The organism is Rhizobium sp. LjRoot30 (assembly GCF_964253915.1).
Taxonomy (GTDB): Bacteria; Pseudomonadota; Alphaproteobacteria; order Rhizobiales; family Rhizobiaceae; genus Metarhizobium.
Genome location: NZ_CAXUSG020000005.1, coordinates 1 through 11696, shown reverse-complemented (window position 1 = coordinate 11696; position 11696 = coordinate 1). Strand labels below are relative to the sequence as shown.

The 11696-nt window shown below is 55.9% G+C and carries 14 protein-coding genes and 3 tRNA genes; 2 read left to right on the top strand and 15 right to left on the bottom strand.

From position 1 onward, the window contains the following. Positions 1–40: 40 nt before the first annotated feature. The 9 genes from ACSQ3I_RS11785 to ACSQ3I_RS11745 all read right to left on the bottom strand — a co-directional run bounded on the left by ACSQ3I_RS11785 (position 41) and on the right by ACSQ3I_RS11745 (position 5393). A complete protein-coding gene (locus tag ACSQ3I_RS11785; protein WP_435999038.1) occupies positions 41–1162 on the bottom strand; it encodes an NADH-quinone oxidoreductase subunit E in 1122 nt (373 codons plus the stop codon). 17 nt (positions 1163–1179) lie between these two features. Next, entirely contained in the window at positions 1180–1431 is a 252-nt protein-coding gene (locus tag ACSQ3I_RS11780) for a hypothetical protein (protein WP_435999036.1), read from the bottom strand. Continuing rightward, entirely contained in the window at positions 1431–2621 is a 1191-nt protein-coding gene (locus tag ACSQ3I_RS11775) for an NADH-quinone oxidoreductase subunit D (RefSeq protein WP_435999034.1), read from the bottom strand. The genes ACSQ3I_RS11780 and ACSQ3I_RS11775 overlap by 1 nt, the downstream gene beginning before the upstream one ends. Positions 2622–2776: 155 nt before the next feature. Next, positions 2777–3379, bottom strand: a complete 603-nt coding sequence (locus ACSQ3I_RS11770) for an NADH-quinone oxidoreductase subunit C (RefSeq protein WP_435999033.1) — start codon at positions 3377–3379, stop codon at positions 2777–2779. 17 nt (positions 3380–3396) lie between these two features. Further along, entirely contained in the window at positions 3397–3978 is a 582-nt protein-coding gene (locus ACSQ3I_RS11765; protein ID WP_435999031.1) for a NuoB/complex I 20 kDa subunit family protein, read from the bottom strand. Continuing rightward, positions 3969–4334, bottom strand: coding sequence for an NADH-quinone oxidoreductase subunit A (locus ACSQ3I_RS11760; RefSeq protein WP_435999659.1), 366 nt, complete (start codon positions 4332–4334; stop codon positions 3969–3971). Before ACSQ3I_RS11760 ends, ACSQ3I_RS11765 begins: the two co-directional genes overlap by 10 nt. Before the next feature lie 434 nt (positions 4335–4768). Next, positions 4769–4845 (bottom strand) — tRNA-Asp (locus ACSQ3I_RS11755). A gap of 61 nt (positions 4846–4906) precedes the next feature. Further along, positions 4907–4983: transfer RNA gene (locus ACSQ3I_RS11750), tRNA-Asp, on the bottom strand. Positions 4984–5219: 236 nt separating this feature from the next. Continuing rightward, entirely contained in the window at positions 5220–5393 is a 174-nt protein-coding gene (locus ACSQ3I_RS11745; protein WP_435999029.1) for a hypothetical protein, read from the bottom strand. Between the two features lie 16 nt (positions 5394–5409). Between ACSQ3I_RS11745 and ACSQ3I_RS11740 the strand changes: the two genes are divergently transcribed. After that, positions 5410–5485, top strand: a tRNA-Val gene (locus ACSQ3I_RS11740). Between the two features lie 463 nt (positions 5486–5948). Here ACSQ3I_RS11740 and ACSQ3I_RS11735 read toward each other — a convergent pair. The 6 genes from ACSQ3I_RS11735 to ACSQ3I_RS11710 form a co-directional block, all read right to left on the bottom strand. Next, on the bottom strand, positions 5949–6437 hold the full coding sequence (locus ACSQ3I_RS11735) for a hypothetical protein (RefSeq protein ID WP_435999027.1): 489 nt from the start codon (positions 6435–6437) through the stop codon (positions 5949–5951). A gap of 277 nt (positions 6438–6714) precedes the next feature. Then, a complete protein-coding gene (locus tag ACSQ3I_RS11730) occupies positions 6715–7794 on the bottom strand; it encodes a helix-turn-helix domain-containing protein (protein ID WP_435999025.1) in 1080 nt (359 codons plus the stop codon). Positions 7795–7802: 8 nt separating this feature from the next. Then, positions 7803–8456: a hypothetical protein gene (locus ACSQ3I_RS11725; RefSeq protein ID WP_435999023.1), complete on the bottom strand. Its 654-nt coding sequence runs from the start codon at positions 8454–8456 to the stop codon at positions 7803–7805. Positions 8457–8578: 122 nt separating this feature from the next. Then, a complete protein-coding gene (locus tag ACSQ3I_RS11720; RefSeq protein WP_435999021.1) occupies positions 8579–8839 on the bottom strand; it encodes a hypothetical protein in 261 nt (86 codons plus the stop codon). A 78-nt stretch (positions 8840–8917) separates the two neighbouring features. Then, positions 8918–9652, bottom strand: a complete 735-nt coding sequence (locus ACSQ3I_RS11715) for a hypothetical protein (RefSeq protein ID WP_435999020.1) — start codon at positions 9650–9652, stop codon at positions 8918–8920. Between the two features lie 21 nt (positions 9653–9673). After that, positions 9674–11044: a hypothetical protein gene (locus tag ACSQ3I_RS11710; RefSeq protein ID WP_435999018.1), complete on the bottom strand. Its 1371-nt coding sequence runs from the start codon at positions 11042–11044 to the stop codon at positions 9674–9676. Between the two features lie 481 nt (positions 11045–11525). Here ACSQ3I_RS11710 and ACSQ3I_RS11705 point away from each other — a divergent pair. After that, on the top strand, positions 11526–11696 hold a 171-nt coding region (locus ACSQ3I_RS11705), incomplete at its 3' end, for a CsbD family protein (protein ID WP_435999657.1).

Below are 11696 nucleotides of genomic sequence, written 5' to 3'. Positions count from 1 at the left end.
AGACGCTTCCGATGCGCTTCAACCGAGTTTCTACATACACTTATCGGGGCTTCTTGCCGAAGACCTTGATATATTCTTCTTCACCGCCTTCGGCGAGAACCTTGGCCTGGTGAATCCAGTCGTCGCGCTCGATGCGGCCCCGGAAGTTCAGGTAACCATCGACCCAGTCGCATTCGGCCTTCTGCCAGCCTGCGATCTGCGCGAAGGTGAAGATACCGAGTTCGTGCAACGTGCCTTCGATCTTCGGGCCGACGCCGGAGATCATCTTGAGATCGTCCGCCTTCTCCGGCTTCTCGATCCCCTTCGGGCGATTCGGATCGTCGAGAGACGGCTTGGTGCTCGCCTTCTCGGCATCCGCTGTGCCCGACGGCGCCTGGGCTTCAACGGCCTTGACGTTTTCCGCAGCCGCGGCGGGCGCCGTTGCCGGCGTCTTCAGCGTCGGATTGGTTTCTTCAGCAGCCGTATTGGCGCGGCCGGCATTCGACGGCGGAATGCTGACCGCATCGGCAGCCGCTTCCTGTTCGACAGCGAGCTGCGACTTCGGCGGCACGATCTCTTCGGTCAGCGTCGTCGCGCCGCCGAACGGCGCCGAGAACTGCCGGTCGATCTGCGGACCCGGCTTGACGTCACCGCCACGGCCTGCCTCAAAACGGTCGATGATGTATTCAAGCTGCGGAGGCGTCAGATCCTCGTAGGCATCCTTGAAAATGATCACCATCGGCGCGTTGACGCAGGCGCCCTGACATTCCACCTCTTCCCACGACAGCGTGTCGCTCTCATTGGGGTGCAGCGGCTCGGGATGGATCTTGCGCTTGCAGAGGCTGATCAGCTCTTCCGAACCGCGCAGCATGCAGGGCGTCGTACCGCATACCTGAATGTGGGCGCGCGTACCGACCGGCTTCAGCTGGAACTGGGTATAGAAGGTCGCGACTTCGAGCACGCGGATATAGGCCATATCCAGCATGTCGGCGACCGCCTCGATACAGGCACGCGTCACCCAGCCATCCTGCTCCTGCGCACGCATGAGCAACGGGATCACCGCCGATTGCTGACGGCCCGCTGGGTACTTCCTGATGGTTGCCTCGGCCCAGACCGCGTTTTCCGCGTTGAAGGCAAAACTTGCCGGCTGGACGTTCTCTTCGGCTAGTCGACGAACGGACATTCTTCCTCACGCCTATCTCAGTTTATGGATCTACACCGGGTATTCGCGATCGACGCGAATTCGCAGGCGTAGGCCGACTGGTCTTTTTGCATAAACACTACGAACCGGCTGCCGTTCGGCACGGCAGCCTTGATTTCATATCCTTGTGACAGCAGTTGCGCCATGCTTGCCGACTGCGCCGCCGATGCACCGAGAGCATCATCCTGTTGCTGGGCAACAGCGATAGACGATCCGAGCAACGTCGCAGCCATGGCAAGCGCAAGACGCATCAGCGATCCACCTCACCGAACACGATGTCGAGGGAACCGAGCACGGCGGACACGTCCGCGAGCTGGTGACCCCGGCACATGAAGTCCATCGCCTGCAGATGCGCATAGCCCGGGGCGCGGATCTTGCAGCGATAAGGCTTGTTGGTGCCGTCGGACACGAGATAGACGCCGAATTCGCCCTTCGGCGCTTCAACGGCGGCATAAACCTCGCCTTCCGGCACGTGATACCCTTCGGTGTAGAGCTTGAAGTGATGGATCAAGGCTTCCATCGAGCGCTTCATCTGACCACGCTTCGGCGGCACCACCTTGCCGTCCAGCGACGACACCGGCCCGACCTTGGCATCGCTCATCAGGCGATTGACGCACTGGCGCATGATTTTTACCGACTCGCGCATCTCGATCATGCGGATCAGGTAGCGGTCATAACAGTCGCCGTTCTTGCCGATCGGAATGTCGAATTCGAGGTCGGAATAACATTCGTAAGGCTGCGAACGGCGCAGGTCCCAGGCAGCGCCGGAACCGCGGACCATGACACCCGAAAAACCCCAGGCCCAACAATCTTCCAGCGACACGACGCCGATATCGACGTTGCGCTGCTTGAAGATGCGGTTGCCGGTCAGAAGGTCGTCGATGTCATCGAGCGTCTTGAGGAACGGGTCGCACCACTTGCCGATATCCTCGACCAGCGCGTCCGGCAGGTCCTGGTGGACACCACCCGGGCGGACGTAAGCAGCGTGCATGCGCGAGCCGGAGGCACGTTCATAAAACACCATCAGCTTTTCGCGCTCTTCGAAACCCCAGAGCGGCGGCGTCAGTGCGCCGACGTCCATGGCCTGGGTCGTCACGTTGAGCAGATGCGACAGGATGCGACCGATTTCCGAATACAGCACACGGATCAGCTGGCCGCGGATCGGGATCTCGATACCGAGCAACTTTTCGACCGCCAGCGAATAGGCATGCTCCTGGTTCATCGGCGCCACGTAGTCGAGGCGGTCGAAATAGGGCAAGGCCTGCAGGTAGGTCTTGGTCTCGATCAGCTTTTCGGTGCCGCGATGCAAGAGGCCGATATGCGGATCGACGCGCTCGACGATTTCGCCGTCCAGCTCCAGCACCAGACGCAGAACGCCGTGTGCCGCCGGATGCTGCGGTCCGAAATTGATGTTGAAATTGCGGACGTTATGTTCAGTCATGGCGGTCAGCTCCGCGCCTCAGCAGCGAATAGCGTGCAGTGAAACGACATCGCCTCAAACACCTATTCTCGATTTGTCGTCACCGGCTCGCCCTGACGGGCGTATCCGGCATTCGCACCCAAAACTCCGAGCCAGCCCAACCGGCTGGCCGCACACTATTGCTTCGCTTTTTCGTCACCCGGGAGAACGTAATCCGTACCCTCCCAAGGACTGAGAAAATCGAAGTTGCGGAATTCCTGCTTCAACTCGACAGGCTCGTAAACCACACGTTTTGCCGCGTCGTCATAACGAACTTCAACGAAACCGGTGGTCGGAAAATCCTTGCGCAGCGGATGACCTTCGAAACCGTAGTCCGTCAGGATGCGGCGAAGATCGGGATGACCGGTGAAAAGGATGCCGTACATGTCCCAGGCTTCGCGTTCGAACCAGTCGGCGCCCGGATAGACGGCGGTGGCGGACGGCACGGGCTCTTCCTCTGCCGTCGCGACCTTGACGCGGATGCGCAGGTTCTGGCGGGGAGAGAGGAGATGATAGACGACATCGAAACGCTGCTCGCGCTTCGGCCAGTCCACGCCGCAGATATCGACGAGGTTGACGAAACCGCACTGCACGTCGTCGCGCAGGAAGGTCAACAACGGCAGAACGTTTTCTGCAGTCGTCGTCAACGTCAGTTCGCCGTAGCGGATCTCCGAATTGGCAATCAACGCACCGCGCGCTTCGGCAAGGTGGGATGCAAGCTCGTTCAGGGCTTCACTCATTTGCTCGATCCCCTAACTTACCGCTCGATCGTGCCGGTGCGGCGGATCTTCTTCTGCAGCAGCAAGACGCCGTAAAGAAGCGCCTCTGCCGTGGGGGGACAGCCCGGCACATAGACGTCGATCGGCACGACGCGATCGCAACCGCGCACCACCGAATAGGAATAATGGTAATAACCGCCGCCGTTGGCGCACGATCCCATCGAGATGACGTAACGCGGCTCGGGCATCTGGTCGTAGACCTTGCGCAGCGCCGGCGCCATCTTGTTGGTCAGCGTGCCCGCGACGATCATTACGTCCGACTGGCGCGGCGAGGCGCGCGGCGCAAAACCGAAACGCTCGACGTCGTAACGCGGCATCGAGAGCTGCATCATCTCGACCGCGCAGCAGGCGAGACCGAAGGTCATCCACATCAGCGATCCGGTACGGGCCCAGGTGATGAGTTCATCGGTCGAGGTGACCAGAAAACCCTTGTCGGCGAGCTCGTTGTTGATCTCGCCGAAAAATGCATCATTGGCACCGATGGGCTTGCCGGTAGAGGGATCGATGATCCCCTTCGGCTGCGGCGCGACCAGAGTGCTTCCGCCTTGAGCTACGCCCATTCGAGTGCTCCCTTTTTCCATTCATAGATAAAGCCGATGGTCAGCACGAAGAGGAACACCATCATCGACCAGAAGCCGAACCAGCCGATATCGCCGAAAGACACGGCCCACGGAAACAGGAAGGCTACTTCGAGGTCGAAGATGATGAAAAGGATCGACACCAGATAGAAGCGGATGTCGAATTTCATGCGGGCATCGTCGAATGCATTAAAGCCGCATTCATAGGCTGAGAGCTTTTCCGAATCGGGCGCCTTATACGCGACAGCGAAAGGCGCGATCAAAAGAGCGAGACCGATCACCATGGCAATGCCGATGAAGATCGCGATCGGAAGGTAGGAACTGAGAAGTTCTGTCATCATTTCCATCCATGCTTGTCTTCAGGTATCGGGCGATACCCAGGCGCTGGCCGACAAGCCGAAAAGAGCGTTGCAACAAGCCGTGGTTAGCGCAGGCCGTGGCTTCATGCAAGACTTGGACCATCATTTCAACCATGCCTGCCAAGACTTTATCAAGCCAAGGAAAAAATGTCGCGGCAAATCAATGCAAGGCAGCCATGCGCGGATAAAATCACAATTTCTTAAGGCATTGATGAAGGCACGCACGTGCGGAAAAGAATCCGCCCTCCCGCACCCCTTCCCGCACACCAAAAGACGAATGAAAGGAGAATCAGTCCATCCGGAAAATCACCGGCAGCGATTCGACGGCAACACCGCAGAACGGAAAAAACTGGACTGCCGCGCAGCAGCGCAATCCACGACAGCAAAGAGAAGGAAAACGGGAAGAGAAGAAATGGCGCGAGTGACGGGGCTCGAACCCGCGACCTCCGGCGTGACAGGCCGGCACTCTAACCGACTGAGCTACACCCGCGCATCGGATCGCAGGAGCGATCCATCTTCATTCCGCAAACTTGCGGCATTTTCTTTGAAACTGGCGCGAGTGACGGGGCTCGAACCCGCGACCTCCGGCGTGACAGGCCGGCACTCTAACCGACTGAGCTACACCCGCACTTTCGTTTCAAACCCGACGAACATCATCTGCTCCCCGGCGCCGAACCGGACTTGCCGTTTCGATGAGCGGCTAACTACGGGGTTCGGCTTTGGGTGTCAAGCGGGTTTGAATACAAATCCATGACAGATGGGAATTTCGTTGGCGCGGCCCAGCGGCTGCCCTTTGCGGGACACGGCTGCGCATCGCCGGTGACCAGAAAAGCGTTGCGGAACAAAATTATCCACAGGCTCTTCTCAATCGGGTGACGCACGACAGGCCACCGACCGAAATCCTGCACCTGGCCCTTTTTCACTCCCCTCTTCCGTGCTGCGAAAATTGCAGCACAGAAAAAATTCAAAAAAAATCAAAATCGCTCTTGCGGTTTTTGTCGGCTCCGCATACATCACGCCCACCGAAGCGGCGGACATGATCCGCACCGCAGACGGGCGATTAGCTCAGTTGGTAGAGCGCCTCGTTTACACCGAGGATGTCGGGAGTTCGAGTCTCTCATCGCCCACCAAATACCCTATTCTAAAGCCCTGTTTTTACAGGGCTTTTTGCTTTTTTGGGCTTTATTTTCCCCTCACCTAGTGCCCGGCCAGGACCATTGTTTTCATTGCGAATCCTGAAACGTGTCCCTCACCTATTTCAGGCCCTATGTATAAAGTGTGTGGCGGAAGGATTCGTGAGTCGGGGCAGCAGTGGACTGCCACAATTGATTCCTTGCGAAAGGCGAATCGAAAGCGGTAAATCCTTTCGGCGACGATTTGGCGCCGGACAACTTTAATGACGCTTCGGGAAACCCGCCAATTACTCTTCGGGGCGAGGCTTAGACGGCCCTATTAAAAAAGAATGCGACTTCACCGCGGCCTGCCGGTCGTGACAAATCCCGGAAATGGCAGCCAGGGTTTAAGACAGGCGGTGCGGAAGTTAGCCGACGCGAACCCGGCTTCAGAGTAGCTGGCATGACGCGCAGTTGAGTATCAAACATACTTATCGATCAACGTGTCGATGAAGTCCTCGATCTGCCTCAAGAGGTCACCGACTTGAGCGACATGCTCTCGGACCTCACCGAGGTTGATTTGGATTTGCCGCCCCTTCCTATCAAATTTCACTAGATACCAACGAAGCTTTCCCTCGGTGACCTCCAATCGGGATAAGAGCGGCGAATGGACAATGTCATTTCGAGTTTTTTGCAACCTGAGAAGATTATCTGCAAAACGGAAAATTTCAGCTCTATCCGTTTGGTCAAAGCCGGAAGCCCCGACTATATCTTTTAGAGCCTCAAACCTCTGGCGTCCGGAAACAGCGTTTCCCATGATCAGCCTTTGTGCCGCCAAGTCGTTGTTGAGCGCGATTGCCGCCATTTGGTAAAGCTTGAAGTCCACAGCGGCCCATCGAACACACACCTTACCGTATTCGGTTAGAAGCTCAGCTTCTTGCTCAACCTGCCACACGTCTGTTGAAACCATATCTTCCTCGCTAGTGGCGCGGACCAAACATGACTGATCGTAACAGGAGCACAGGGCGTTAGGAAAGCTTCTCATCCGTCAGCGGTCGTGCTCATTCCAACGCGTTGAAAGCGCAGTTCTGCCGCGAAAGCTGTCGGCTTTTTTGGTGGTTGCGGAGTCTACGCATAATCTACACACTGCGAAGCCTGCTCTTCCGCTATAAGGAAGGCTAACCTCACGTTTAGTTTAAGATGAGCGTGGATACATGCCTCCGTGAGAGGCATCGGCTCTCAACTTCCTATTTTGATACCAGGCGCGGTTTCTCGAAGATTGACGGCGCCGTTGTCATTCCCGCAAGACCAAAAATCAAGCTTTCAACTTCATCGTGCGGGAGATTGAGCTGCTGTGCGATATCCTTCTTTGTCATCCTTCGTTTCCAGAGATCGGCCAAAATTTGTTGCCATATCTCTGAGCGTTCGCGCTCAATACCGTTCGGCTCAGAACTTCTAAAACCGCGCCGGCCTAGTTCAATACAGAATGTCCGATACTGCCAATCGGACAGCCAGCCAAGCTGGTTGAGACGAACTGTCAACGCCATCGCGGATACACGCCAACGCTGCTTGGCCTTGATAATGAGACCAACGCTTAACCCATGGCGGGGAACAACCGCCTTAATGTCGTGTTCAGGCATCAAAAATGCCGCTGCAAACCGATTTGCCTCCATCTCGGCCGACTTTGATTGTCTCGGTCCTGCGTGTTGATGAAGAATAAGGTGTCCCAATTCGTGTCCACAATCAAAGATTGTGTGTTCAGGTGTCTTAAATGTATTGAGGAATACGAATGGGAGATTTTTCCGCCAAAAGGAAAATGCGTCCACGTTATGCGTCCTCTCAGAGAGTGAAAGCACTCGGACACCTTTGGATTCGAGGAGCCTAAGGACATTGCCGATTGGGCGATCACCCAAACCCCAGTGCTGTCTTAGCAGGCGCGCAGCGCTTTCGGGGTCACCAATCCTTCCCAAGTCCAGAAGATCAGGGGAGCGCAAACTGTATTCTGTCTCTACCCAATCATAGAGATCTAGCCCAAGGGATCCCGCAGCCAGGGCGGCATCCTTCTCTTTGGAACTCATCTTTTTGAGACTTCGGAAACTGACCGTATCCGGGTCCAATTCCTCGACATCTTGGGCCAAGGTGAAGAATGCGGCGGGATAATCCAGCGCATGCGCAAGACTGGCGATCGTATCTTCGTCTGGATTCCGGGTTTGTCCGCTCTCGAGACGAGAAATGGTGACCGCGGTGATCCCCGATTTCTCAGCGAGTTGAATGCCTGAAAGCCCTCGCCTTTGACGGGCGAGGGTTAAGCGTTTGCGATTGAACATTTTGTTTCCTATCGCCGCGCGATAGTAACGTCGAAGTCGTTGATCGGCGGCGGTGCGCCGCCGTCGATATCCAACTTGAGGCCGCCGATATCGCTGCCGTCGGAGATAAACACACGCTCGATGAAACCAGAGTAGCGTCCATTCTCGATGACGGGTCGCGAAAGCTCAACCGCACCCTTTTCATCGACCATAACGTAGTAGCTGGCTTTATGGACTTTAGTGATCCGCACCATTTTCGGTGCGGACACGCCACTGGCCTCGAAAAGGTTACCCTCGCACTCTCTTTCTGCACCCGCACCCTTGTCCGAACATGGCTTCGGGTCGAAAATTTTCGAACAGGCCTCGTCAACGTTTTGAAACGCGAGTTTCATGTTGCGAGAAGTGTGCGAAATCCCTTCAATGCCGGCGATGCGGTCAATTTGCCAGAATTCGCCGAGAAACTGCTGCCGGATTTCGAGAACACCATAGTGGTAGGCCAGCGACCCAGGGGCGTTGATGGCCATCAGTGGGCTTGCATCGTTTCGTTGCGCATAGGCAGCATCACGAACCGCCAGCAAGCCTGGAACCGACAAGTTGAGATCTTCAACATATTGCGCGACCTCCGAGGGATCGGCAATGATTGTGCTCTCGTGGTACTCAGAGGACGGTGCTGCACGACGCATCTGCGAATCCCTTGTTAATTTTCCGCCCCTCATTTGTGGACGCAAAAATTAACACGGTCAAGACAGCAGCGGGGATCTCCGTGCACAAAATAACCAACAACGAGAATTTTTAATCGCGCCTGTCAGCCGCCAGCAACGCGCTGGGCGGCAATCGCCGTGATCGCGGCGTCAGCTTCTTCTGTCGACCAGCCCGCATGGCTGGCCCGGTTACTGAGGGCGATCATGACGTCGGAAAGCTCTCCGGCCGCCAGCTTCTCCTCGTCCTCGGTGCCGGCGTTTACATGGTCCATGTACGCCGGCTCGATCGCATTTCGGCAATCTGCGGCTCGCTCTGGATAGGCGCCGTGATGGCGGGGACCGGGAATGTCTTTGAGTTCGGGCATTGCTATCTCCTCCGACAAGGAGATAGTGCGGCTGGGCAACTGGACTAGCTCGCACCGAATACAGGAGCGCAGCGCAAATCAGAACTCGTCGCACCCCTCGGCAATTTGCTGCCGCAATGCCGGACATTCCTTGGTCAGTTGTTTGATCGCCGCGGAAGACCCAGACAGGGAGATCGTTCGGGAATCCGAGAGCTTCTCGAGATCGGCTTCACTGGCGACGACGATTGACTGCCCGGCCTGTTCCACCGTCATCTTGCTACCATCGTTTTCAAAATGCAGCCCGACGAACTTTCCGCTCAGAAATACGATTGATGTGGAACGCTGCATTTCTGCAATTTCGCTATCGCAATATGCTGCGATCCTCTCGAAGAATCCGGCGGGATTTTTTTGATACACGAACGCCCCACCAACAGAAAAGGGCTTCTGAAACATCGTCATCACCCCACCGTCGGGCTGGGCGGGATCATTGACGATGCCAGAGGTCATTCTGTGCGACACGACAAAGCTTCCTTGATCGCCGACGCAAGCGATACCGAGAGCAGCATCTCCGACTTCGACGTAAGCTGATCGGCCCAAAACTGGATGATCACCGTACGTCCAGCGGCCCTCCTGTTTGACGGCTGCCTTGGGCTGCTCCTCTACTCCACCACCCTCGCAAAGTTTCTCGACACATTCAGGGTACTTGGAACTCTCCGTGCCGTAGTTCGCTTGGCATTGCCAGATGCAGCGCTGCAACTCCATCGGATCTTCCTCCGCGAAAACCGGCATCGAAAGGAGTGAAAAGCAGAGGGTTCCGATTGCTGTCGATCGCATGAGCTCTCCGAAAACGTCGAATTAGTAATTCATGATGCCACACGCACCCACGATCTGAAGGGCGACTATGGGATTGCCTTGAACGATACCTGCCATGAGGTCATGAGAGTATTGCAGCTGATAGATGTTGGGATAAACGGCACTGCCAAGGCGCGCCAAGCATCCGCATCCCGCTTCACCGTGAACCGGGCTGCAAGTGCTGATGAAAATGGCCTCGCCACCCGAGTTGCCTAATTTGTTCGACCTGATGATAGTCGCAACATTCTGGAGAATGATGTCCGCGCCCTCGCATTTCAGTGCGCGGGCCGACAAATTTCCGGCGGAAAAAACCGTCATCCCTTGGGCTTGAGAGCCCATCATTTTGCCAAGGTCGTCATTTCCCCACTGGTTGCCGACCATGGCTCTTTGAGCGACCGCATACGCGAACGTCTGCGCTTCAGCGAGATCATCGTCATTCAGATTTCCGCGGCTGCAGGTCGACAAAAGCTCGTAGGCAACACCTCCTGTAAAGAGATAGCTTACGTCCGAAAACTCAAACGGCTGGCCGCCTGATATCCGCGCCGCGTGTTGCTCATAGCCCGATGATCTCAGTACCGGTTGGCGGCTTGAAGCGATTGCGCCATCCGCCACTGGCTGCTCCGCTACGACCACTTCCTGCTTCGGCGGCTCTTTAAGCACCGCTTTCACACCGCCAAGGAATTCCGAGGTTTGCGAACTGTCGATAAGGACTGCTCGATAGTAGTCCGTTCGCAGATACTGGCCACAATCAACGTGGATGTTTTGTTTTGGGAAAGGTGCATCGCCCCAAATATCTTTACATCGCGGATCACCTCGCTCACCAAAGGCATCGCTTTTCGTCCAGCTTGGTCCCCAGATCATCCCTTCCTTTGCGCCCAGATCAACGCCTTTTCCATGAGCAGAAATGATTTGTTGAGACATCGAAGGTTTTGAGGCGGTATCGATCTGCCTGTAGATCGCTGCGATCCCTGGCTTGCCGGCAGTGTAGATCTCAATTCTCTCGCGTTTGCCGCCTGACAGATCAACATCATACGCTGCGACGAGTTCAAGCTTCCGCTTCAACTCGTCCTCACATTCTGCAGTGAGCGCGCCACCCCTTTCTGCCAGATCTTCACAGGGGGTTAATGAACCAAAGTTTTTACCGGTGTAGTATTTTGTCTCGGTGAGTGTGGCACCGGAGTAAAAAGTCTTGATGTGCTCGATCGCATCCGAAGCTTCCATTCCAAGCTCGACAGATGATAGTTGGAGATCCGCGGCAGATGTTGCAGAAGCGGAGATCATCAAAAGAAAAGGCGCCGTCAAGCCGATTACCGCGAGGTACATAGCCGATCGCTTGAACGGGTTTTTTCCTCTGCTGCATCGAGAAATTGGCATTTGACCCTCCCATATTTTCCGAACAGTAGTCAGCGGTTGAGGGCTTGGCAATTACGAGAAATGAGAGTTCCTGTTGATCTCCGAACTTGAGGCGATGAAGATGAAGAAGATTGCCTATTGAACAATTTGTCGCGCCTGGGATACACGGGAAAATCCCGTGATTGTCCGAAAACAGCAGTTTTCTCATTGTGTTGCTGGCGACGGTCGTGACAGCCGGTCTGCCGCTTTGGATGGTCGTCAACGCCATGGGTTGATGCAGGCGGCTGAGACAATCTGTCCGTACTTTAGGTATTGCTTTAGTACATCTGGATTGTTATCCCGCACCCGTCGCGTGAGTGTGATCGGACATTTGCGCGATGTGGGTGCGGGTCACCCCCTACTCCCCGCACCCTCTTTTTGGATTTCATCCCACTTGAAGTTCAGTCGAACAAAATTCCTTTTCACGCATTTACCCTTTAGGACACAACGAAAGGAGTAATCCATGGACTGGAACCGCGTCGAAGGTAACTGGAAGCAGTTCAAGGGCAATGTCAAGGAACAGTGGGGCAAGCTCACCGATGACGATCTGGATGTGATCGCCGGCAAGCGCGACCAGCTGGAAGGCAAGATCCAGGAACGCTACGGCATTGAAAAGGACCGCGCCCGCAAGGAC